17 protein-coding genes and 2 pseudogenes are annotated in these 24,481 nt (G+C 59.0%); 7 read left to right on the forward strand and 12 right to left on the reverse strand.

Annotation, left to right across the window (positions count from 1 at the left end):
* Nucleotides 1-57: 57 nt before the first annotated feature.
* The 3 genes from QNM96_RS14440 to QNM96_RS14450 form a co-directional block, all read right to left on the reverse strand.
* Nucleotides 58-1,176 carry an ABC transporter permease gene (locus QNM96_RS14440; protein ID WP_283837204.1) on the reverse strand — a complete coding sequence of 373 codons (1,119 nt, stop codon included), beginning with the start codon at nucleotides 1,174-1,176 and terminating at the stop codon, nucleotides 58-60.
* Nucleotides 1,163-2,158 (reverse strand): ABC transporter permease, encoded by a 996-nt coding sequence (locus QNM96_RS14445; protein WP_283837205.1) that lies wholly within the window; start codon nucleotides 2,156-2,158, stop codon nucleotides 1,163-1,165. Before QNM96_RS14445 ends, QNM96_RS14440 begins: the two co-directional genes overlap by 14 nt.
* A 69-nt stretch (nucleotides 2,159-2,227) precedes the next feature.
* Entirely contained in the window at nucleotides 2,228-4,084 is a 1,857-nt protein-coding gene (locus tag QNM96_RS14450) for an ABC transporter substrate-binding protein (protein WP_283837206.1), read from the reverse strand.
* Between the two features lie 142 nt (nucleotides 4,085-4,226).
* On the opposite strand from QNM96_RS14450, the gene QNM96_RS14455 reads away from it, so the two are divergent.
* Complete coding sequence (locus QNM96_RS14455; RefSeq protein WP_283837207.1) at nucleotides 4,227-4,430, forward strand: hypothetical protein; 204 nt, start codon at nucleotides 4,227-4,229, stop codon at nucleotides 4,428-4,430.
* Nucleotides 4,431-4,442: 12 nt separating this feature from the next.
* On the opposite strand, the gene QNM96_RS14460 is transcribed toward QNM96_RS14455, so the two are convergent.
* The 5 genes from QNM96_RS14460 to QNM96_RS14480 form a co-directional block, all read right to left on the reverse strand.
* Nucleotides 4,443-5,639, reverse strand: coding sequence for an oligogalacturonate lyase family protein (locus QNM96_RS14460; protein WP_283837208.1), 1,197 nt, complete (start codon nucleotides 5,637-5,639; stop codon nucleotides 4,443-4,445).
* A 218-nt stretch (nucleotides 5,640-5,857) separates the two neighbouring features.
* Nucleotides 5,858-6,997, reverse strand: coding sequence for a mandelate racemase/muconate lactonizing enzyme family protein (locus tag QNM96_RS14465; protein ID WP_283837209.1), 1,140 nt, complete (start codon nucleotides 6,995-6,997; stop codon nucleotides 5,858-5,860).
* Between the two features lie 89 nt (nucleotides 6,998-7,086).
* Nucleotides 7,087-8,106: an NAD-dependent epimerase/dehydratase family protein gene (locus tag QNM96_RS14470; RefSeq protein WP_283837210.1), complete on the reverse strand. Its 1,020-nt coding sequence runs from the start codon at nucleotides 8,104-8,106 to the stop codon at nucleotides 7,087-7,089.
* Between the two features lie 53 nt (nucleotides 8,107-8,159).
* Nucleotides 8,160-9,020, reverse strand: a complete 861-nt coding sequence (locus QNM96_RS14475) for an aldo/keto reductase (RefSeq protein WP_283837212.1) — start codon at nucleotides 9,018-9,020, stop codon at nucleotides 8,160-8,162.
* A 73-nt stretch (nucleotides 9,021-9,093) separates the two neighbouring features.
* Nucleotides 9,094-12,024, reverse strand: coding sequence for a glycosyl hydrolase 115 family protein (locus tag QNM96_RS14480; protein ID WP_283837213.1), 2,931 nt, complete (start codon nucleotides 12,022-12,024; stop codon nucleotides 9,094-9,096).
* A 725-nt stretch (nucleotides 12,025-12,749) separates the two neighbouring features.
* Between QNM96_RS14480 and QNM96_RS14485 the strand changes: the two genes are divergently transcribed.
* The gene (locus QNM96_RS14485; protein WP_283837215.1) at nucleotides 12,750-15,008 is read left to right on the forward strand and encodes an RICIN domain-containing protein; all 2,259 of its coding nucleotides are present in this window, start codon (nucleotides 12,750-12,752) and stop codon (nucleotides 15,006-15,008) included.
* A 152-nt stretch (nucleotides 15,009-15,160) separates the two neighbouring features.
* Here QNM96_RS14485 and QNM96_RS14490 read toward each other — a convergent pair whose 3' ends face one another.
* Nucleotides 15,161-16,204 carry a mannonate dehydratase gene (locus QNM96_RS14490; RefSeq protein ID WP_283837217.1) on the reverse strand — a complete coding sequence of 348 codons (1,044 nt, stop codon included), beginning with the start codon at nucleotides 16,202-16,204 and terminating at the stop codon, nucleotides 15,161-15,163.
* A gap of 256 nt (nucleotides 16,205-16,460) precedes the next feature.
* On the opposite strand from QNM96_RS14490, the gene dgoD reads away from it, so the two are divergent.
* The 3 genes from dgoD (at nucleotide 16,461) to QNM96_RS14505 (ending at nucleotide 18,723) form a co-directional block, all read left to right on the forward strand.
* Entirely contained in the window at nucleotides 16,461-17,612 is a 1,152-nt protein-coding gene (dgoD, locus tag QNM96_RS14495; protein WP_283837218.1) for a galactonate dehydratase, read from the forward strand.
* 154 nt (nucleotides 17,613-17,766) lie between these two features.
* A complete protein-coding gene (locus QNM96_RS14500) occupies nucleotides 17,767-18,132 on the forward strand; it encodes a hypothetical protein (RefSeq protein ID WP_283837220.1) in 366 nt (121 codons plus the stop codon).
* 126 nt (nucleotides 18,133-18,258) lie between these two features.
* Nucleotides 18,259-18,723, forward strand: coding sequence for a universal stress protein (locus tag QNM96_RS14505; RefSeq protein ID WP_283837221.1), 465 nt, complete (start codon nucleotides 18,259-18,261; stop codon nucleotides 18,721-18,723).
* 804 nt (nucleotides 18,724-19,527) lie between these two features.
* Here QNM96_RS14505 and QNM96_RS14510 read toward each other — a convergent pair.
* On the reverse strand, nucleotides 19,528-20,637 hold the full coding sequence (locus QNM96_RS14510) for an NADH:flavin oxidoreductase/NADH oxidase (RefSeq protein ID WP_283837222.1): 1,110 nt from the start codon (nucleotides 20,635-20,637) through the stop codon (nucleotides 19,528-19,530).
* 97 nt (nucleotides 20,638-20,734) lie between these two features.
* Here QNM96_RS14510 and QNM96_RS14515 point away from each other — a divergent pair, with 97 nt between their 5' ends.
* The gene (locus QNM96_RS14515; protein ID WP_283837223.1) at nucleotides 20,735-21,550 is read left to right on the forward strand and encodes a BtpA/SgcQ family protein; all 816 of its coding nucleotides are present in this window, start codon (nucleotides 20,735-20,737) and stop codon (nucleotides 21,548-21,550) included.
* Between the two features lie 128 nt (nucleotides 21,551-21,678).
* Nucleotides 21,679-22,347: pseudogene (locus tag QNM96_RS14520) on the forward strand (IS6 family transposase).
* A gap of 357 nt (nucleotides 22,348-22,704) precedes the next feature.
* On the opposite strand, the gene QNM96_RS14525 reads toward QNM96_RS14520, so the two are convergent.
* A complete protein-coding gene (locus tag QNM96_RS14525) occupies nucleotides 22,705-23,475 on the reverse strand; it encodes an IclR family transcriptional regulator (protein ID WP_283837224.1) in 771 nt (256 codons plus the stop codon).
* A gap of 210 nt (nucleotides 23,476-23,685) precedes the next feature.
* Nucleotides 23,686-24,388: pseudogene (locus tag QNM96_RS14530) on the reverse strand (enolase C-terminal domain-like protein).
* Between the last annotated feature and the right edge of the window lie 93 nt (nucleotides 24,389-24,481).

Consider the following 24,481-nt stretch of genomic DNA (forward strand, 5'->3'; position numbering starts at 1 on the left):
GTTGATCGTCGGTTCGATCGTGGTCAGTGTCGTGATATTGCTCGTTCATAACGTAGCTCACATCTGCGTAACGTTAGTTGTGTTCGGTTCCGACTCCGGCTCCGATCCCTTGCCGTCGTCGCTTCGCTCGTGTCGCGCTCTCGCACGAGGGTTGAACACTCGGTCGAGGGACTGACCGAGCAAAACGAGCCCGATCGAGATCCCCGAGATAGCGATCATCGGGACGAGGAGCCAGTGAATCGCGTCTGGGCGATACACGGCACCGGCCCGGTACGCGCTCTCGAGCATCACGCCCCAGTTCGCGTCCGAGTACGGAAGGATGCCAAGGAAGTACAACGCAACAGCTGCGAAGATGATCCGCCTGGCCGCGTTGACGAGGTTCACCACGATGTACGGCATGAGGTGTGGCAGGATTTCCTTGCGAAGGAGAGAGATCGTTGGGACATCCATCGCTCTCGAGGCTTCGACGAACGCCTCGCCTCGGAGGGTAAGTACCTGCGATCGAATCGCCCGCGCGAGCCCCGCCCACGCGGCCGCAGCTAGCAGGACCCCGACGAGCGCCGGATGCTCGGGCTCGAGCAGGACCGACAGTACGATCACCAGCGGGAGACCCGGGATATTGATGAACACGTCTGTAATAGAGCTCAGGACCGTGTCCACCATTCCGCCCTTGTATCCCGAAACGAGACCGAAGCCCGTCCCGAGGACGATGGTAAACAGCGCACCCGCACCCATCATCTGCAGGATGGGGACCGTCGAGTAGACAGTCATCGACAGGATATCCTGGCCGGACTGGTCGGTTCCGAGCGGGTGGCTCCAATCTTCGAACGGCCCGACGAGGGACTCACCGTGGGTCGGATGTGTCGGGTCGATCAAGTACACGCCGACGGTTCCTATCAATAAGTACACTACGAGGATCGAAACGCCGACGATCGCGCGCCAATCGTTTCGCATGATCGACCACGGCGTCCACAGGTAATCCTTCAGCTTTCGGTCGATTCGATCCCGTCTCGTTTCCTCCACCGTCGCCGTCCGCTCGAATGGCGAATCCACGGTTCCGCCATCACTTCGGAGAATGTCTTCGACGCTGTCGGGTTTCGTCTCCAAATCACCGCCGCTATCCAACCCGTCCGAAGTGCGTCCGTCGAATTGATTGGTATCCTCAGAACGCTTCACGGTTCTCACCCCCTGCGCGCGGATCGATTTTTCCGTACGTGAGATCTGCGATCAGTAACGCGATCACGACCGCGATCGTGATGACAGTAAAGGCCCCCATCATTAGCGGGTAATCCCGAGCTCGAACCGCCTCGATCAGGTACCAGCCCATGCCCCGATAGACGAAGATTTCCTCGAGCACGACGGCACCGCCGAACATGCTCCCTATCGCAATCATGAGGCCCGTGTACATCGGAAGGATGGCGTTCCGAGCGACGTAGTGGATCGCGATGGTCGGGTCCGAAAGGCCCCGTAGCCGCGCGACCCGTAGATAATCGGAACCGAGGACGCGGATGCTGTTTCCACGCATGGTTAGTGCGGCCATCCCGGAGGTAACGAACATCGAGAAGACGGGGAGCATCGCGTGGTGGACGATCCCCGTGAGATAGAGGAAGTTGAACCCAGGTTCGACGCCCTCCGGTTGCCTTCCGCCGGTCGGGAACCAGTTAAGACGATAGGCAAAGATCGTCAACAGCACCAGTGCGAGGACGTAAAACGGGATCGAGGTGATGATCGTCGCATAGCCCGTAAGCGCCGTATCGAACTTGCCGCCTTCCCAGTAGGCCATAACCGCACCGATCGCGATTCCGGCGGTAAATCCGAGGAAGACCGCCCAGCTCATGACGAATAGCGTCCACGGGATGGCGATAGCCAACACCTCCTCGACCGGCATGTTCATGCTCATCGACCGACCGAGGTCACCCTGCATGAACGCCGTCATATAATCGTAGTACTCGATGTACAGGGGATCTTCCGGGTTGATGTTCATGTACAGTTCAGCCATTTCGTACGCTTGCGCGGGATCGTCCAGGTCCGGCCCGACTTCGACCAGAAAGTAGTCGATCGGATTCCCGGGCATAAAACGCGTGAGGACGAACGTCAGCGTCATCACGGCCCAAACCGTGAAGACAGACTGCCCTAATCGCCTAATTCTCCAGTCCATTGTGGATATGAGTGGTATTCTGTATCATCGGATTTAAAAATGTCTATCCGGCGGCTCGGTACCGTCGATCTATTGCTCGTACGGAATGAGATCCGCGTCTTCTAACTTCAACAGGTTGTACTCCGCGACGCGGTTGTCGATGATCGAGTCCGGACCCTCCACGTGCCAGTGGTCCGCTCGAATGCCACCGTGGTCGAGTCCGGCGACGACTTCGAACTGCGGTAACACCTGGTTGTACATCCAGGTCAACCGCTGAAGGTGAACGTCGTCGTCACCCGTCCGGTGCCACTCGCCGAGTTCGTCGCCGAGGACGATGTCTTCGGTTCCGTCCGAACCGCTCGGATCGCCGATGGGCATCGGAACCTCGAACGAGTCGTTGTACCAGTCGACGTGCATCAGTTCCGAATACCAGTTCCAGACGGCATCGATCCACATGATCCCTCGAACCGAGAAGCCGCCACCGTCGTCCAACAGGATGTCGTACTCGCCGTTCAGGCGTCGATTCCCGTAGGTTGCCTCGTCGACGATGTTGAGTTCGGGATCGAGCCCGAACTCCTCGAGTTCGTAATTGATGGCGTTCAATCCGTTCCGCTGAATCCCCGACCCGGTGTTCGCCATGAGGATGATTTCGACGGTCTCACCGTCCTCATCGTACCAGAGTTCGTCTCCCTCGTCGTACTCGTAGCCGGCGGCCTCCATATGGTCGTGTGCCGCGTCGAGATCGGTTTCGTAATGATCGTAGCCGTCGAGGTCGACGATCCCATCGTTGGCGGCCTCCTCGGTGAGCCAGCATGGCGGGAGGTCGATCGGTTCGTACGAATCACCCGGTGCGGTTTGTGCGACCGAACTACGGTCGACGGCGTACGCGATGGCTTTCCGGAAGTTCCGATCGTCGGTGTAGGGATCGTACGCACCATCATCCGCCGCCGAGGCGGGAATATCGTAATCCCCGAAATTGAACAGGACGGAGTGGTAGTGCAGGTAATCCCCGTTGATTTTGTGATAGTCACCCAACTGTTGTTCGATGTCGGCGGGAGCAGGGAGCGTCACGGTGATACCATCCACCTGCCCCTCCTGGAAGGCGATGTGCTGGTCCTCGTACTGTTCCCAGACGTAATCGGTGAACAGGACGTTCTCCGCGTTTGGATGCCCTTCGTACAGCGTGGCGTGCATGGTGTTATCGCCAATATCGTCGAGTTCGAAGACGCCGTTTCCGATCGCTTCCTCCTGATTCCACTCGAGGAGATCGTTCGCCACCTGTTCTTGCTCGTCCCCGTCGGTGTTTTGTAGTTCCTCAAGCCACTCTGCGTACGTCCGGTCGTCGCCCAGGTCGGCTTTGACGATGTTGAGGTCGTTGCCGAGGGCGTTCGCCATGATGAACTGCTCGCCAAACTCGTCGTGGAGGTGGAACCGAATCATGTGATCGTCGACTGCTTCGGCCTCGTCGACGAAGGCGTTCGGATCCTCGTCATCGGATAAGATGCGTCCGAGTTCGAGGTGGAGGTTCCACTGAGTCGCGTAGTCCTGAGCGACGACGGGGTCTCCGTTGTGCCACTCGTAGTCGTCGCGAAGTTCCATCTCGAGAACGTCGCCGTCCATCTGCCAGTCCTCGGCGATCACCCCTCGCGTTTCATCTGCGCTGTGAAGGTAGACGACGTACGGATCGTACAACAATCCCGGCGGATCGAAATCCGACATCGAATTGTTCGGATCGTACGGACTCCAGTGAGCCGTCTCGAATTCGTAGGCCCCGCGATGGTTCGCGACCCGAAACTCCTGCTCGACGCGCTCTTCGACCGGATCACCGACCGGACCGTCGCCGTTCGTCGCACAACCCGCGAGTGCGACAACCCCACCTGCGATCCCCGTCTTAAGGGCAGTTCGTCTGCTAATTGGACTGCTCAACCCATTGCTATCAGTTGGCATCGAGCACACATTCATGATAGACCCATATATATTTTCCTATCAACTTGTTCCGATGACGTTTTGCAACACCGAGGAATCTCCAGCCGAGAAAGACGTTGCTGGAAACAAACTTATTTCTCTGTCGATTCGGATAGTCTACTCAATGAATCGTACTCGATCCGTTCTCAAAGTGGTGTTCGGAATCAACGTCTTCTTTTTAGTTATGCTCGCCTTCTCGTATCCCTACCTCGAGCCCGGTACCGGGTCGTACGTCGCTGCGACGATGACGTTCGTGCTGTGTCTACTCATGTTGCTCCTCGTCGTCGTCCTGACGTACTTCGAGTTGGATCTCTTCGACCGGATTTGAGCGACTTCGCGGTCAGGACACGACTTCGAGATCCTCGAGCCTCGGTAGATCCTCGAGGTCGTCGGGGACATCGACGACGTAAACATCGCTTTCGTTTCCCCCACGCGAACTATCGAACGCGATCCTCGAGCCGTCGGGGCTCAGGCGACCGTGCGGGTGGACATCGTCATCGCCCGTCCAGTCGTGAGTCGCGAGCGCCCACGGCCCGTCGTAGCCATCGGCGTCGGCGTTCCACCGCCAGAGAAGCAGATGCGGAACGCCGCGGTGAGTGCCGTCCCCGACGATCAGATCGCGGGTGATGCTGTGAAAGTGAGTGTAGATGTCCGGCGCGGGCCACTCGCGCCGATCGGTGCCGTCGTATCGAACCTGTCCGAAGAACGCGTCGGGATCGTCGCGGGAACCGCGCCAGCCGTGGTAGCCGACGTGTTCGCCGTCGGCGAGCCAGTGCTCATGGCCGACAGCCTCGTCCGCATCTGTCGGCCGAACCTGCCAGGTCTCGTCAGTCTCGAGATTCAACCCCCAGATCCTGTCTGCCTCCTCCCATGGCCCTTCCTCACAGTAGGTGATCAACTCCGGATTCGTCGGCGACGTATTGACGTGGGTCAGCCAGCGCTCGGTATCGACGTGAACACTGGGCTCGGCCGATCCGTCCTCGATCGGCATCGAAATTACCTTCGAACGCGGTCCCGCTTCCATCCGCGCGTTCATCCAGACCTCCCTGTTTTCGGGATCTCGTTCGTCGTCGAGGTCGAGCGCCTCGGACAGCGCGACGACGGCGCGGGTCCCGTCGGCCGTCCCGCCGAGGTGTCCGCCGTAGTATCCCTCGGGCCGCTCGTAATGAGTGGCAATCTCGAGCGTCTCGAGGTCGAGCGAAACCAGCCGTCGGCCACACCAAAACAGCGCGGTATTTCGATCGGGGAACCGCGTCGTTCCGTCGATCTCCTGCGGGAGATCGGTCAACTGCGTGAGTAAACCGGACTCGAGATCGACCGAATAGAGGTCTCGAGACCCGTCACGATCCGAGCGAAACAGCAGCCGGCGGCCATCGTCATAGAACGCCGGCTCGGTGAAGTAGAGGTGGCGGTTCGTGGTGTTCGGATAGTTCGTGAACCGTCGAACGGTCGTCCCAGTGATTGGATCTTCGTACGTCTCGGCTTCGGCCGGCCAGTGTCGGCCAGCTTTCGGGCCCTGCTGAAGGATCGTCTCCATTGGATGTTCGATGACAGAGGGCGGGTAAAAAGATTCGCCTCTGGTGTGCACACGTCGAACCCTGTCAATCGGGGCCCCGTCTCGTCCCCGACCAGTCCTCGACAATTCCAATTTTTGCCGTCCAGATTACCTGGAACGACTCGAGACCACGGAGCCGGAACGCCGGCTATCGCCTCGGAGACCGAACGACTGCTATCGACTAACCGTTCGTTCGGGGCTCACGACTCGTCTAGCCGGTACCGCTCGAGCGCGTCCTCGTCGACCGCGATTCCGAGCCCCGGCTCCTGCGGTACCTCGAGGGTGCCTCCCGACGGGTCGAACGGCGTCTCGAGGAGGTCGTCCCGAAGCGGGTTCTCGCTCCGATCGAACTCCACGAGCATCGGCTCCGGAACGTTACGGGTGTGGGGATAGTCGGGGACGCTCGCGGCGAACTGCACCGCGGCGGCTAACCCGACGGCTCCGTTCCAGACGTGTGGCCTAACGGCGACGTTTTCGGTCGTCGCCATATCGGCGATCAATCGCGCCTCCGAGAGCCCGCCACAGCGGCCGAGATTCGGCTGGACGACATCGACCGTTCGGTCGTTGATGAGTTCTTTGAACGCGAACCGGCCGTAGTGGGCTTCGCCGGCCGCTATCGGGATGTCGATCGCTCGTTTTACCTCCCGATAGCCGCTCGTGTTCTCCGGCGGGACGGGCTCTTCGATCCATGCGACATCGTAGTCGGCGATCGCATTTGCCGATTCGATCGCCTGCCGAGGTCGATAGTTCCCGTTCATGTCGACCATCACCCGACCGTCCTCGCCGAGAATCTCGCGAGCCACACGGACCCGTTCGGCGTCGTCTTCCGGATCCGCACCTATCTTGATCTTTACCGCCTCGAACCCCTCCTCGACGGCCTCCTCGATGGGTGCCTCGAGCGAACGATCCTCCTCCGTGAAATACATCGTCGACGCGTAAGGAACGAGCGAGTCGCGGCTCCGGCCGCCGAGAAGCTGATGAATCGGGCGTTCGACCGTCTTCCCGATGATGTCCCAGCAGGCGACGTCGATCGCGCTGACGACGCTCTGGACGAACACGTCCCCGCCGAAGTGGTACGGGTCGGTGTAGGAGTCGATCGCCAGCGACTCCACGGCGAATGGGTCCATCCCGAGGACGTCGTCGACGAACAGTTCTTCGAGCGTCGCCTCGACGATCCGACCGGGCGCGAACGCTTCGCCCCACCCCACGACGCCGGTGTCGGTCTCCAGCCGGAGCAGGGACGTCTTTCGCGTGTGTCCGAATCCGCGAGCGTCGCCGAGGCCTCGACCGTCGGGCAGCGAGTGTCCGAGCGAGATCGGTTCGATGTGAGTGATTTCCATGCATACTGACGCGATTCCGCGTCCGATATAGCTTGTGTTTTTTCGGCTCGAGACGGACAAGTAGTCGCCTACCGGGACCGAACACTCCTTCAGCCACCCTTCTCGAACGAGGCGACGAAGTCGTCCCGGGCGTCCCGCCAGCGCGCGATGAGTCGATCGTCGAATTCGACCTCGTCGCTGTCCCGAATTCGATCGCGTTCCTCCAACCAATCGACCGTGCGCCTGACGCCCGTCTCCCAGTCGATCGTGTACTCGAAGTCGAGATCCCGCCGAGCCTTCGAATTGTCGAAAACCGCGCTATACTGCAGGAAATCCTCGAGATGGTCTGTCCGGTCCGGCGCAACCGCCCGCAACACCTCGGTCGGAATCGTCACCAGTTCCGGGTCGGGAGCATCGAGCGCGTCCGCAATCCGCCGGTGGTACCGTCGCCAGGACATGTTGTCGTCGCTTGTGACGAGGTAGGCTTCGCCGAACGCTTGCTCGTTCCCCACGGCGTTGACGAACGCTCGAGCGACATCGTCGCGATGGCAGGGGCCCCAGACGCCGCTTCCGTCACCGTGGACGACGATGGGTTTTCCGCGGCGAATGCGATCGATATAATAGGTGCCGTCCCCGAACGTGTGCAAGAGAGAACCACCTTCGCCGTAGGTCTGCCACGGGCGAAGTATCGTCGCCTCGAAGGCACCGTCTTCGTACGCCTCTCCCAACAGGTCCTCGCAACGGGCCTTGTCCGCGCCGTATTCGGTAGTCGGTGGTCGTCGAGGCGCGTCCTCGGTGACCGGCATCGATCGAAACGGTCGACGATGAACCGACTCCGTGCTACAGAGGACGAACTGTTCGATCCGTCCCTCGAATGCTCGGATCGCGCTTCGGGCGTCAGCGGGACGGAAACACACCATATCGATTACGCAATCGACTTCGATATCGGCCATCCGCGTTTCGAACACGTCGTAATCGGTCCGGTCGCCGTAGACGTGTTCGACCGAATCGGGAAGTGGAGTGGTCGTTTCCCCGCGATGGTACGCGGTCACGCCGTGACCCGCCGCGACCAACTGTCGGACGATTCCAGTGCTGATGAGTCCCGTACCGCCGATGACGAGTACGTCCATACTGGCGGTTCAGCGCTAAAACGGATAATAATTCGGATGGGAGCGGGTCGAGATCAATGGTTCCAGGCACCGAAATCGGGATCGATGAGCCTGTGTTCCCGTTCGAACGCGTCGATCCGCTCGAGATCGGCGGCGTCTAGCTCGAGCTCTGTCGCCTGCAGATTCTCACGCATGTGGGGTTCGCTACTGGCTTTCGGAATCGCTGCGACGTTGTCCTTCGAGAGCAACCATGCCAGCGACACCTGCGCGGGCGTCGTTTCGTGTTTGTCCGCGATTTCGCTCAGCGCGGAGACGTCGAACTCGACCGGCGTCGCGAATGGATCCGCGATGTCGCGGTCGCCCGATGTGGCGAACACTTCTCCCTTCGCGAGGGGACAGTACGCCACCAGCCAGTGATCGTGTTCACGAGCGTAGCGGCGCAGTTCCGTTTGCTGGCAGAACGGGTGACATTCGACCTGGTGAGCGACGATTGGCGCATCGAGGACATCGCGCGCTCGATCGAGCTGGTCCGGCTCGAAGTTCGAGACGCCGACGTGGCGGATCGCTCCCCGATCGCGCAATTCGTCGAACGCCGACAGCGTCTCTTCAGGTTCGTAGGTCTCGTGGGGCCAATGAACGTAGAGCAAGTCGACGTAGTCCGTCTCGAGACGATCGAGACTCGCCTCGACGGACTCGAGGACGTCGTCGTACGCGAGGTTCCCCGTATCGACCTTCGTCGCGAGGAAGATATCGTCCCGGTCGACGGCCGATTCGGCGATTCCCTCCCCGAGGTACGCCTCGTTCTCGTAGCCCTGTGCCGTGTCGACGTGTCGATACCCGACCTGAAGCGCAGTTTCGACGCGCTCGGTCCACTGATCGCGATCGTTCTCGGAGTACGTCCCGAGGCCGATCCTCGGTAGTTCTTCGGGTGGCATAAATAACGGTGTGTGAGAATCCAACATGATTCTTTGGGTGGCAGAAAGATCGACGGGAGCGCAACCAGACGAGCTACCGGTCCAGTCGACGATCGCGCGTCTCGAGCGGACCGAGAGGCGATCGACGCACATCGTCTTCGGTGTAGACGATCACTCGATCGAAGACGACGTCGGGATCGACCGCATACAGCGACAGCACGTGTCTATCGGACCCGCTCAGTCCGTGATCGGTCGTCGAACGGACGCAGGATCTGAGGACGTTTCGCTGCCACTCCGGGTCGTGTTCGCCCCCGTTCGCGTCGAAGTCGACTATCGTCGGGTCGGCGTCGTCGATCGCGACCGCGTACCGGTGGGGCGTCGAGTCCGACGACGCGTGGGTCGGCAACAACTGTACCTCGACGCGAACGTCGCCCGCACTCGCCTCGAACACGTACTCGAGTCGGGCCGCTCGCTCGCGAACGTCAGTCGCATCGACAGTGCCAGCACCGGCACCGATTCGCGGCCCGTCGATCGGACGACTGGCCATCGCAGTCCCGGTCGTTCGGCTCAGCCCGTCGACCGGCTTCCAGCGCGTCGCACCTTGCACGAGTTCCGTCGGGTGATCCGCCTCGATAGCGACCCGGCCGTTCGATTCGACGAAGACCGGTCGCTGATCCGGTTCAGAGGAGGACAAAGATTCGGCTCGAGAATCCGGCGCCGACGACGTTCGCGGCCGGATCGGTACTTCGACCTCGAGTTCGCGTCCGGCACCCTCGATCCGAATTCGGCCCGTCGTCTTCGAATCGGGAGCTGCCTCCCAGTCGATAGCCACGCGGAGCCGTCGATCGCCGTCGAACGCTCCCGACGAGTGCTCGAGGTCGATCCACTCCTCAGCTGTCGCCGTCCACTCGATAGTTCCCGTTCCGCGGTTGTAACAGTCGACGAATCGACAGCGATCGACGCCCTGAACGAACGCTGGGAGCCGCCGTCGGCGCGGACCCGTTCCGGCGACCCCGGACGAGCCCTCAACGGCGACCTCGAGCGTCGGCCCCTGTTCTTCGGTCACGCCCGCAGTCGCCGGCTGGTCGAACACCGGGAGATCGCGCGGACTCGCGGACATCATTCCTCGCCACTTCCCGTCCGAAGAGGCGTTGTACCGCTCGGTCTCGGCGGCGACGCGCTCGAGTGCCGCTCGCGACCGCCGCGCGTAGTTCGTTGCGCTCGTTCTCCCCTGTCCGGCGTAGAGGCGACTCCGCATCGCCTCGAGAGCCGCCTCGTTCATCGCCCGCGCACACCGGACCGGATAGCCGACGAGGTGGAAAAACGCCGTTCGGAAATGCTCGGGGAGTGTTTCGTATAGCTCCGTCGCCGTTTCTTCGATCCGTTCGTAGGCCTCGAGCCGTCGCCGAGCCTCGTCACCGTAGTGGATCGCGCTGAACTCGGGTTCGTTTTTCTCCGTGTTCGGATATACGCCGTTCCAGCCGACGTGTTCGGGTTTGCGGGCGAGCGCGAGTCGATAGTACTCACAGAGCACGTCGGCGATTTCCGCCGCGTGGCTCTCCCCGAACTCGCGGGCGGCCCACTCCCTCAGCCACTCCCGTGCCGACCGTTCTCCGACGCCGTCGATATCCCAGGCCAACTCGAGGAAGTACTCGGTTTCTTTCTCCGCCGGCTTGAGATCCCCGACGTTCGCGATCCACAGCGTCTCGGCTCCGTGGTGGTACGCCCGTCGCATCTCCTCGCGGATCAGCGCCGGCGGAACCGAACAAAGCCACTGGTGGTCGTGAGGACGCCCCCAGTAGGAGAGGTGGTAGTAGACACCGTGACCGCCGCTTTGCTCCCGCTTTGCTTTCGTCGGGAGCCGTCGAAGGTAACCGAAGTTGTCGTCGGGCCAGACCACACAGACGTCATCTGGGATCTCGAGGCCGTTACGGTAGAGTTCAAGCGTCTCCTTGTACGGGCAAAACGCCTGTGGAACGTCCGCGACATCGGGTTCGAGAGTCTCCTCGAGCAACTCGCGCTGGTCGTCGATAACCCGCTGGAGCAGGTCGACGCGCTCCTCGAGGGTGTCCCCGCCGGGCATACCGGAGTCGTGGATCCCGCGCATACCGATCGTGAAGATGTTTTCTCGGCCAGCGACTTCTTCGACGCGTTCGGCCCAGTACTCTCGGACCGCCTCGGCGTTAGTCTCGTAGTTCCACTCGCCTCGGCTGTCCGTCTCCCACTCGTCGACGTTGTTTCGGTGCATCGGCTCGCAGTGGGACGTGCCGACGATGATTCCGTACCGGTCGGCGGCGTCGCGGTTCCCGTCACACCGGTAGAAGGCTTTCGTGCCATCGTGCATCGCCGGCCAGATCGTATTCGCCTTGAGCCGCAAAAGGAGTTCGAACACCCGCTCGTAGGTCTTCGGACCGATTCCGTCGGGCGTCTCCGGATCGTACGTTTGTTGGGCCCACTCGCGAATCCCAAAATCCTCGTCGTTGATGAAGATGCCACGGTAGCTGACCGATGGAGGTCCTGCCTGCTCGATGCCCCTCGTCGCATAAAGTTGCTCGCACTCGTCAGTCGGAACGTCTCCCCACCAGTACCACGGCGAGACGCCGATTCGCTTCGACAGTTCGTAGATTCCGTAGGCCGTCCCGCGCGAATCGCTTCCTGCGATCACCAGCGCTTCATCCACGTCTTGCGGTTCTTCGCGGGCCCCGTCCCCGACGACCCCGAGAAGGAAGCTCTCGGTCTCCTCCTCGAGTCCGTGGTCGGCTACGATCCGGTCGACGTTTCGGTCGAATCCATCGTGAACTCCGTACGTCCCGACGAGAATCGCACGTTCCCCGAGGCCGTCGAACCCGCGACGACAGTTCGGTCGGTGCCCCGTAACGCGCTCGATGTCGTCTCGAAGGTCGCGCGACGCAATTTCGACGACCGGTTCGGCGGCGACGTATCGAATCGGTGCCACGGACTCTGCGACCAGCGTCATCGCGTCCGCTCTGCGCTCCTCGAGGATCGAAATCCGGTTCGTGTCCATTGAGAACGATGTTCTTCGCTAAGCTAATAGTCTATTGGGATATGGACCCTCTCGAGACGGGCCCGGATCGGATTCGTTCCGGAACTCGAGACGCCGCTCGTCGTATCCCTCAGGGGCATCGGTACCGATCCGGAGTAGCCGTTGAAATAGCGCGTTACTGATTGGACCGCCCGAAGACATATTGTCCGGCACAACCGGAAAGGAGAGGGTTATCGACAGGATTCCCCGTGGAGATATTACAAGAATATGATTGTAAATAAACTACCAATCGATCGGTCATTCATACGTGATTTTTCGGTGAAACCGATTCTAACAGCTTAATAATCACGGTATCGATAATATCCGCTCTAGCCGAACGAGATATGATACCGTATGACTCGACAAATCGAACAATTCAACGACCCGCAGAGAGACGAACGACTCTATTGAGTGACGACGTTCTGTCACAAAGAATTCTCTCTGTGAAGAGGACCGGGTCCCAAAAGTCAAGGGAACGCACGAATATCAGAGGACAGGCAAAATGGAGCGCCGTTCGTGCCGAACGCGAGTCGAAGCCGCAACTCGAGTTATCACGTGACCACACACCTCGTAGGCGGTTAAGGATACGAAACGTAGCGGCGACGACAGCAGTCGTGACAGACAACCAATACGGACTTGTATAAATGCAAAATTTTTTATTATAGTCGAGTAATAATCCGATCGTCGCAAACGCGACAACACTACCCATGACAGAAGACAGCAATGATCAGGTTGCAAAGAGAGACAATCGAATGGTTGCAAACGGTGCCGAGCAACCAGAGCGAACCGCAAATACGGACAGGAGCGGTCTCGACGATGGATCACTTTCGATGGGGCGACGGGGAGCGCTGGCCGTGCTCGGAGCGACAGGGCTCGGCGCCGCACTCGCTGGGAGTACAACCGCTACCCGGGACCCATCGACCGCCCCAGAGACCGGAAATCAACCCTGGTACAACTGGGACGGAGACGTTGATGCTGCCGATAACGGGCTATACAACCTTGACAGACTGCAGACGAACCATCACCACACCCCGGCTCGAGAGCCCGACGTGATCGTCTGGGAGAACGACGAGGGCTGCTATCAGGTGGATACCGACGAAACAACCGTCTACAGCGGCGAGGAGTACGTCGAAGCGATTCAGACCGCCGTCGACAGCCTGAGCGAGGATCGGACGGTAAAAGAACGAGTGCTTGTTACCGCGTCCGGAACGATCGGGCCCGTCGACGAACTGACCCAGATCGTTCTGCCGAGCTATACGATCCTCGACGTCGCAGGAACCATAAGAGTCGAAGACGACGGCGATCAGCCGCTCGTGATTCCGATTCGAGCGTTCGACGAGGAGGAAATCGAAATCCCGAGACTAACGATTACCGGGAATCCGCGGTTTGCGGTCTGGCTGCAGGATAGCAACTCGATCAAACTCGGCGACATCGACATCCGGTTCGACGACACCGACGGATTCGTAAACTACTGGGAGGTCGACGAACCCGATTGGCCGCCGACATCGTTCGATCCGGACGCCAGTCGAGCGGAAATCCTGAACGATCCGGGGTGGGTCGGCGACTTCTTCGAGGCCGTCAGGATCGACGCCCGCGCTCGAGAGGACCTCGCTTCGGACGTGTTCATCAGTTCGGTCTACGTCGAGGGCGGTCGACACCACGCCGTCGAAACGTACGACGTAGAGCGCGTCGTCGTCGACCAGGTAATCGGCGTCGACATGGGAGGCTCCGCTGTCATCCTGAACGAAACCGAGAATGCGGTAGTAAACAGCGTCGTCGGCGAGAATCCCGAGTCGCCAACCTGGTACGCGACGTTCCGCTGTGCCAACGGCTGTGAAAACGTCTCCGTCGGACAGGTCGTCAGTCGCGACGCCCCGCGCGGAATGCACCTCACGACCGAGTCGAACGAGATTACGGTCGGCGAAGTCAATATCATCGGCGCCCGGTTCAACGGGATCGTCGTCGACGACGTCGAGAACATCACGATTCAGGGCGGCCTCGTCAAGAACGTCGTCAACGAAGCCGTCACCTCGACGGCGGACGGATTCTCCCTCTCGAATCTCCACGTTGTCGACGACCTCTCCGAGGCGGAACGAGACGAAATTACCCTTCCCGATGGTGACGGTGCACCGGACGATCCGACCCAGACACACGGAATTCGCTTTTTCGGACAGAACGGCCGCATCGTCAACAACGACGTTCGCAACGCGGGAACGAAAGCGGACATCGAGGTCGAAGCACTGAACACGATCGTCAGGGATAATCTCGGCGGTGGAATCGCATCGGGAACGGTCACGCTCTCGTCAGGCGCCGACGAAGCCGCACGGGTCACCGATATCCACGGTCGCCCCAATGCCGCGTTCGACGTCCGAGCCGAACTTGAGTCCGTTCCGTCCGAGCCGACCGCCTGGACGCACTACTTCGAGTGGGCCGGCGACGGCTGGGACCTCGTCTTCGAGTGGCAAACCGACCCCGGCGAGGCGGTCGAACTCTCCTATATCGTCGACAAGACCCAGGCGGGAGACGGCGACCCCGAACTCGATCCGATCGAGCCCGGCACCTATCGAATCAACGCTGGACACACTGGAATGCCTCTGACAGTTTCGGACGGCACCCTCGAGATGGATGACTGGGACGACGGTGACGACCAGCGCTGGATCCTCGAGGAGGACGGCGATCACTATCGCCTCGAGCTCGAGGCGACCGGTGAGGTTCTCGAGGTCGAAGATGGCGAAATCGAAAACGGATCGAACGTGCAAGTCGCCGAGGACAGCGGTGGGGATCACCAGCGCTGGGACATCGATCCGATCTTCACTCCCACCGGTGAGTTCCGCTATTCCATGCACCCGGCCGGTGAAGACGTAGGGTTAGACGTCGAAGGCGGCAACGAGGAGCCGGGAACGGACGTGCTCCTGTGGAGCCACACCGGCGTTGCACACCAGCAGTTCGAGTTCGACGGACTGTAAGATCCGCGACGAACTAGACGCTCCCGTTCGACCGCACCACAGCGGTCGACGGCAATCGACGGCGGAACGTTTCAGGAAGTGTTCGAACCGAGTCAACGTGTTCGAATCGAGACAACGTGTTTCAACCGAGGCAAATCCACTCGAGCGCCCGATTACGACGGACCGGATTCGACTGCGTCGATGACACCGCGAAGGTAGCCGACGGTGTAGCCACGGCCCCGGTGACGCCAGTCGGTATCACCTGCCATTTCGGGGACGTGATCGGGGATAACGACGCCGTCGTATCCGATCTCATCGAGCGTTTTGATGACCTCTGCCGGGTCGAAATTGCCCGCATCGACGAACGTCTCGTGGAAGTTCGGCACGGTCCCGACGACGTCGCGAAAGTGAACGAACCCGATCTGGTCGCGCTCGCCGAAAATGCGAACCACGTCGGTCACGTCTTCACCTAACTGCGAGAAACAGCCGAGACAAAGTTTGAGACTGTGGATATCGCTCGGGACCGAATCCATCGCACGTTCGAAATTCTCCACGTTCCGGCAGAGACGCGGGATACCACACATCGACTCGAGACCCGGCGGATCGACCGGATGGAGCGCCAACTCGACGCCGGCGGATTCGGCGACGGGGAGTACTTCCTCGAGAAACGATTCGTAGTTGTCCCAGAACTCGTCCTCGGTGTAGACCCGATCGAGACCCGGCGCGAGTTCGTCCGGGTCCTCGAGCGCGTCGTAATCGAACGCCGTGCCGCGTGCGCCGCCGCGAAGTTCGGCCGTTCCGGTCCGCATCGGAACGACGCCGCGCGGATTCCACTGATAACCCAGAATCGGAATGTCCGCCTCGCCGAGGTTTCGGACCAGCGTCGTGATTTGCTCGAGCGCCTCGGTTTTCCCATCCCGGTCGAACATAATGTCGCCGTACAACGAGTAGGGTAACGACTGGATCCCGATCAGCGCGAGGTCCGATGCTTCGACGCGGGCTTTCGCCGCCTCGAGTTCTCTCACCGACGGAATCGCGTTTCGGCCGACCTCGAGGGTCGCACCCGCGTCGCGGTCGTTGAATTCGTCGGGCTCCTCCTCGACGTCGGCGTGATCGACAAAGACGTCCGTCGCACCCAACTGGCGGATGTACTGAAGCCGCTCGTCCGTCAATGAGCGCGTTCGAACCCCGACTCGGATGGTCGTCTCAGTAGTCATAGTGGTATGATCGTACGGTTTCCGTCGTAAGCATCGTATATAATAACTAGCATCACCGACAGCAGAGAGAAACGCGCCGGTAACCCACCTCCGAAACGGCCTCCGAATTTTACGGCTGATCCGCTGGCAATTCAGCGCTATCGACGGATTTCATCAGACATCAGGCCGAATGGAGACGCCCGTCGAAGTTTGCGAGTCTGTCTATGACACATTCCAAAAGGTGAATATAGCGGGGCCACTACTCGACCGGTAGCCCATGCAAATAACTGATTACGAACTATTCGAGGTTCCGCCTCGGTGGCTGTTTCTCAAACTGACGACGAGCGACGGCACCGTCGGGTGGGGAGAGCCGGTCGTCGAAGGGCGAGCGAAGACCGTCCGAAGCGCCGTCGAAGAACTGCTGGACAACTACCTCCTCGGCGAAGATCCGGCGAGAATCGAAGACCACTGGCAGCGAATGTATCGTGGCGGGTTTTATCGCGGCGGCCCGATCCTGATGAGCGCGATTGCGGGTATCGATCAGGCGCTGTGGGACATCAAGGGCAAACGATACGACGCGCCGGTGTTCGAACTGCTGGGCGGGCGCGCTCGAGACCGGATCCGCGTCTATCAGTGGATCGGCGGCGACCGACCGGAGGAAGTCGGCGAAGCGGCCGCAAAGAAAGTTGATGCTGGATTTACGGCGTTGAAAATGAACGCGACGGCAGAGCTCCAACGAATCGATTCGCCCGACACCGTCGCGGCGGCGCGCGACCGACTCGCCGAAGTACGGGACGCCGTCGGAGACGACGTGGATATCGGCGTCGATTTCCACGGCCGGGTCAGCAAGCCAATGGCGAAGCGACTCGCGAAGGCACTCGAGCCGTACGAACCGATGTTCATCGAAGAGCCGGTACTGCCCGAGCACAACGACGCACTTCCGGAAATCGCCCAGCACACGACGATTCCGATCGCGACAGGGGAACGAATGTTCTCTCGCTGGGACTTCAAACCCCTCCTCGAGAGCGGTGCGGTCGATCTCATTCAGCCCGATCTCTCTCACGCAGGGGGGATTACCGAAGTAAAGAAAATCGCAGGGATGGCGGAGACGTACGATGTCGCCATTGCACCCCACTGTCCGCTCGGTCCCATCGCCCTCGCATCGTGTATCCAGGTCGACGCCTGTACCCCGAACACGCTCATTCAGGAACAGAGCCTCGACATCCATTACAACAAGACCAGCGATGTGCTCGATTACCTCGCGAAACCGGATATCTTCGAGTACGACGATGGGTACGTGAGCCTCCCCGACGATCCCGGGCTTGGCATCGACGTAGACGAAGCCGCAGTCCGCGAGCGGTCACAACAGGATGTCAATTGGCACAACCCGGTCTGGAAACACGAGGACGGAAGCGTCGCAGAGTGGTAACATCCCGGGTCACAGACAGCGACCATCCTGAGTCGCCTCGCGAAACCGGACGTCTTCGAGTGCCGAGTGTGCCTCTCTAAAACTGAGCGTCAACGGGAGCCCCAGCTCGGGCAGGATAGATATATCCGACAGCCGCCCATCTGTACGCGATACAATGACCGACGAACAACGATACGGTGCGCGAGTCGTCGACGGAACGCTCGCTCTCGAAGGCGAAAACGATTCGCTCGAGATCGGGCCAATGGCGGCCGTGGTCGATTTGATCGGTGGTGAAACCTACACGATCGAGTACACCGCTCGACAGGGAGCGGTTTCCTGGCTCGAGACTGATGACGATGATACGCTGACACTCGACGTGCGAACGGAATTGACAGATTGGGCCTACACACCCGAGTTCGTCGCCACGCTCGAGGACTGTTCACTCGAGGAAACGGGCGAGCACGGCTACCCGATTCGGACCGAGGTTTTCGTCGACCTCGTCACCGAAATCTGGGACGCGAAAGGCAACCTCGATACCTGAGATGCCGATAGATGTCGAAATGAAACGCGAACCCCAACAACGTCCCCAACCTCGAGACGCCAGGAACAACTATCGAGTCCGAAACAGCAACTAAACTTATTAATCGGGGAGTCTATGGGTTTGGATATGGATCGTGGATTAGTCGTTATCAACGACACGGAAGCACACAAGCGGCTGCTCCGGGAGGCCGGACAGTTCATCGCGGGTACCGACGCCGAACTCGTGTTGTTCTCCTGGATGACACCCGAACAGTACGAGGCGGGAATCGACGCCCTCGAAACGATCGGCGACGTCGAGCACACGACCTACGACGAGTCGACTGCCCTCGATATGACGACTCGGTTCGCTCGAGAACTCGCCGACGAGTCGTTCGTCGAGGGAGACGCCGATATCGACTACGAGGTCGAAGGAGTCGTGACGGAGGATGACGACATTTCTGACGAGGTTCTCGACGCAGCCGAGCGCCTTGAGTGTGATCACATCTTCGTGGTCGGACGAAGCCGTTCCCCCACCGGGAAAGCGATTTTCGGCGATATCGCCCAGCGGATCATCCTCAACTTCGATGGATTGGTAACAACCGCGACGACATAGCACAGCGGCCCTCGAAACGCTGTAATCCGTCGCCGTATTTCTCGCAACCCGACTCCCGCTCCGTACTCGCCCGAGTGCCAATTAGTCCAGCGAGTTGGTTGAACAACACTAAGATAAGAATCAGATTTCGATAGAACTAATTTCTCGTTCAAGTGGGGCTGTTCCAACGGAAACACCGATAATTGTACCGGAACGACAACTCGGCAGTTCATCGAACGAAGGCGTATAGTAGCGGTAAACACGAGAGATTAAATCATTCGTTCCGATCGATGTACGGGAGATTTCAGTTACTTGTAGACGATTCTCGGATACCAGACACAGTAAATTTTTCTATTATATTCCACACATAATATAATCATACGCGAGACAGGCCCAGTGTTCAGAAGTTCATCAATTAGTTCATGCAAATATAGTCGATTTATCCAATTATATAGCCAATCACAGAATCAGTGAACACACCAGTGCACTCTCGGCGTGAGGTTATGCTATCGCCTCCCCATTGGCAACGGACAAAGACCTCCTCATGATCACTCGACCGGAACGACTAATTTGATTGCACATCGAGTGATTTTTTCTAATAGAAATATATTAGAGACGGCATCTGTTGAGCTATCTCCCCGTGCTACTAGAAGACGCGTCCGCTTGGTAAGCAAAGTGTGGAAAAGAAATACCAATACCTCGCTCACGTTCGATTCTGTTTTCTTGGAGCCCTTCCGTACCAATCACATGCGACACGACCGAGAAGCAGGAACGGTCACGGAATCATTCGTAACCGTCTACAAGCAAGAACCCCCGAGTCAGCACCTACTCACTCGAACGGGAGACAGCACGACGATACTGTACCGGCCACTTCGTTTCGGCGTCTTCGATCCCTAACTCGTCTGCCGCGTGCGTCCCGAAGTAGGGGTCTCGAAGGAATTCTCGGCCAACGAGGGCGAGATCCGCTCGTCCGTTTCGAATCACGGCATCGGCCTGCTCCGGTTCGGTGATCCCGCCGACTGCGCCGACAGCGATTTCAGTTGTCCGTGCCGATCGGATCTGTTCGGCGAGTGGGACCTGAAAGTTCGGCCCGCCGGGGACCTCCTGATCGGGATGGATGCCGCCGGAACTTACGTCTAGGAGATCGACGCCAATATTCTCGAGATCGCCCGCGAGTCGAACCGAATCATCGATATCCCACGAGTTGCGATCGGCGAGCCAGTCCGTACCGGAAATACGAACGAACACCGGTTTTTCGTCCGGCCAGACGTCACGGACCGCCCGTGTTACTTCACGCAGGAGCCTCGTCCTGTTCTCGAAACTGCCGCCGTACTCGTCCTCGCGTCGGTTCGTCACCGGCGAAAGGAACTCGTGGAGCAGATAGCCGTGAGCGGCGTGTACCTCCGCGATTTCGAAGCCCGCCTCGAGCGATCGAGTCGCGGCATCGCGATAGGCTTCGATCACAGCGTCGACGTCATCCAGATCCGCTTTTCGCATCGCAGGCGGCTTGCCGCCGAAATCCGGGTACGCTTCGGGTGACGGAGAGAGAACCTCCCAACCGCCCTCTTCGGGCTGAATCGGGTCGTTTCCCTCCCACGGTCGGCTCTTACTCGACTTGTGGCCGGCGTGGGCGAGTTGAATAGCGGGGACCGAACCCTGTTTTCGGATAAATTCGATCGTCGGTGCCAACGCGTCGGCGTGTTCGTCGCTCCAGATACCCAGATCGTGAGGAGTAATTCGACCTCGCGGCTCGACGGCCGTCGCTTCGGTAATCACGATTCCGGCGCCACCAACGGCACGACTGCCGAGGTGAACGCGATGCCACTCCGTCGAAAGCCCATCTGGGTCACAGGAGTATTGACACATCGGAGAGACGGCGAGACGGTTCGGAATTTCGTAGTCGTCCAACGATAGCGAAGTAAACAGATGAGACATCGTCGTTGTTTACTAGCTGTCGAGTAAAAACGATCCCGAAGTGCGAGCCCTTTGCCGCTGTTCGTGCATCTTTGGTACAGGGCCGACCAGACCGATCATGAAACTCCTCGAGCAATTCGACGGTGACCGACCGATCATTGGGATGGTTCATCTCCCGGCACTACCCGGATCGCCTGGGTTCGACGGTGATCGCGATGCAATTCGTTCTCGAGCACTCGACGATGCGCGGACGCTCGAGGCGGGCGGCATCGACGGAATTATCCTCGAGAATTTCGGTGACGCGCCGTTTTATCCGGAAACCGTTCCGACGCACGTGGTCGCGGAGATGACTGCCCATACGAACGCAGTGACAGACGCCGTGGACGTTCCCGTCGGCGTCAACGTTCTGAGAAACGACGCCGAAGCGGCGGTCTCTATCGCGGCCGCGACGGGTGCCTCGTTCGTTCGCGTCAACGTCCACATCGGCGCGGCAGCAACCGACCAGGGGGTCCTCGAAGGGAAGGCTCACGAGACGATCCGGCTGCGGGAACAGATCGACGCCGACGTCGGAATTCTCGCAGATGTCCACGTCAAACACGCGACGCCTGTCGGCGAAACGTCGATCGAACAGGTCGCACTCGAAGCGACCGAACGCGGGTTAGCAGACGGTGTCATCGTCTCAGGGGCTGGAACCGGAGTCGAAACACAACTCGAGGATATCGAACGCGTTTCGGACACGCTCGGGGAACTCGAGGACCCCGTGCCGGTCTTCGTCGGAAGCGGCGTGACGGCCGAGACGATCAGCGACTGTTTTGAGGAGGGCTCAAGCGGCGTTATCGTCGGAACCGCACTCAAAGAGGGTAAAGAGACGACGAACCGGGTCTCGAGAGAGCAGGTCGAAACGATCGTTGAAACACGGCGAGATCCGCAGTAGGGCGGTTTAACCACGCGTCGTCGACCGAATTTTTCTCTCGTATCAGCTACTCGGGTTCTCACTCTTACTGGCAGTGTCTAGTTAGGCCAGTTTGAGGGACGAGCAGGTCGTGGAGTTAATTTGGACCAATGCTCGCAGACCTGCTAAGCGATTCTTACGCAGCGGGATTTGATGAATGTTGGGAGCGTGAGCGGACGGCAACGCCCGCGGGGGTGTTCGCCGTCCGCCTCCACGCAACCGGATGTTAGCTTCGAGAGACACAAGCGGTTCTTCGCTTGATCGGCGTTGAACGGTCTCATCAAGCGATCTGTCAGTGGGTACATCGGCTAGCTGACAGCGTGCCAGACCCGCCGAGGGCGAAGCCCTCGCGGGTCGCGGTTGATGAGACTGCTGTCAAGATCAACAGCAACTGGTCTTGGGTGTACGCTGCAATCGACCTAGACTCATGGCTCATTCTCGATGTCGCAGTCTTCGGACGGCAAGGTACCGATTCAGCTGCTGCATTCTTGCACCGACTCACCGAGAAACACGATCTCGCCGACACCGTGTTTCTCGTCGATGGCTACGGCTATCTGACTGCCCTCTCTCGTTTAGGGTTGAACGGTCAGCTCGACTACGTCGAGCGAAATCTCATCGAAAAGTGGTTCCACACGCTGAAGACGCGAGTCGATCGCTTCCACAACTCATGGGTGAGCAGTCAAGCAAGCGTTAGAAGCTGGCTTGAACAGTTTATACAGTACTACAACACCCAACGACTGCACCAGTCACTCAACGAACAGACACTAACGGAGGTGTAAACTAGACAGCGCCCGACATGCTCGGTTCTACAAACTTCACAGTCTCAGGCGGGTTGGGTCGCTCTATTATACAACCCCGTTTCCTCATGAGAAACACTGGTCGGGGCAAATGAGAAAGACGTGAAATACACACATACAGGTGTAAAAGTAAATGTTGCATCAACAACTCACGATGACGGTGTTTCCATAGTTTGGTGGGTTGCGCAGTTGAAGAGGGGCATTTTCGATTTAAAATCGACATTACACTGCCAATGGGAAGGGAGATCGATATTCTAACAACACCGAGAGGACGGGTTGGGACACCATCACCATTTCCATAATCGATTGCGTTTCCTATTTCGAAACGTCGTTCCAGAATCACACCTCCTGAAGGAGTGAGACCTCCACAGCATTACTCGCGCTGATTACGAGTCCAGCGATGTCTTCCTCGAGTTTCTTCCCGCTCATTTTATCGATATTTCCTGCTGCTGTGATCGAAGCAACACTCCCCGAAGGCGTCGTAATCGGTGCCCCAACACACTGAATCGAAGGAACGTGCTCACCGCGTTCGAACGCAAGCCCGCGGTCGCGAACAGACTGGAGTTCTTCAGTAAGTTCATCCTTCGTCGTGATGGTTTTTCCCGTACACTCGGTGAGACCCCGTTGCTCGATTACTTCGTCTATTTGTTCCGTGGAGAGCTGAGAAAGAATCGCTTTGCCGCCTGCTGTGGCATGGAGATAGACAGAACCACCGACTGGCGGAAGAAAGCCACCCGTATCGTAGGTCACACCGGCTCGATACGCATAGACACCGAGATCGTGTTGGTGAATCATTAAACTCACCGTCGCACTCGTGGTTTCAGCCAGGTTGTCGATCGCAGGTCGTGCCGCAAGACAGAATTGATTGTGACTTCGTACCCGCTCTCCGATCCCGAGGAACCGGAATCCGAGGCGATACGTTCCGTTATCCCGTTCAACGTAGCCTAACGACTGAAGCGTTGACAGGTGCTTGTGAACGGTCCCTTTCGAAATGTCGAGTTCCCGGGCGAGTTCCGTTACGCCTGCTTCTCGACGATCTTCGAGTGCTTCGATAAGTCGAAAGCACGTTCCGACAGCCCGAATCGGTAACTGATCTTGCGTCGTTTCCATAGGAAACGTCCACGCCGAACCATAATAATTGTTTATCATCGAGAAACAGAGACAGCCATGGATACCGTAAACACCCTTTATTGACACAGACACGGATCCGAGTCAGTAGATATCCCGTTCAAGCTTGGACAGCGTATCACTATAGTGAACATCGATTACGATCGATTGACAACGCTCAACGTGGTTCGCTACCTCGAGATGGCAACATCGTTACCACTCAGCAACGCTCCCGTCATCATTCCACCAGATGGGATTGTGCCAGTCCACCACTCGTTGGGCCTGTTGTTTGACGTACTGTTCGTTGATCTCGATTCTCAGCCCCGGCCCCTCCGGTACGTCGACGTAGCCGTCGTCGTACTGGAACACGTCAGGGTTTACGAGGTGATCTAACACGTCGCTAGACTCGTTGTAGTGTATGTTGAGGCGCTGTTCCTGAATGAACGCGTTGGGCGAACACGTATCGACGTGTATGCAGGAAGCGAGCACAATCGGTCCGAGCGGACAGTGGGGCGCGACGGAGATGTCGTGTGCTTCAGCCATCGCGGCGACCTCCGGCAGGGCTTCGTTGTTCTCCGGCAGAACTGGCTCTTCGATAAACAGCGGCTCGTGTGGCTCGAGCGCTTTCGCGAGTCGTTTGGCCATAGTTTTGGACGCACGACCGTGGAAATCCACGTCGATATCCACCTCGATAGAACCCGCCACGATACATTTGCTGCCAGTGGTCCTCGATTCGAAACGGATCTTCCCCCAGAAGGCAATTATCCAGTAGTTCTTCGATAGCGGCGCGGACGGGTTTCGAGCGACCTTTCACGATCGGTTGACCCCAGCCGACGATACCGCTGTTTGTCTCGATACGGAGGAAAAGCCATCTTGGCGGGACTTCGTACAGATCGTAATCGATACTCTCGGTCATTGGCTTATCTCAAGTTACCGTTTGTGTCACTTTCGGCAAATACGGTTCGTTCACGAAAGTCGAGGGTCGATTTAGTAGCTGCGGTGGTATTTC

It is taken from the genome of Halostagnicola sp. A-GB9-2, assembly GCF_030068615.1.
In the GTDB taxonomy this organism is placed as follows: Archaea; Halobacteriota; Halobacteria; order Halobacteriales; family Natrialbaceae; genus Halostagnicola.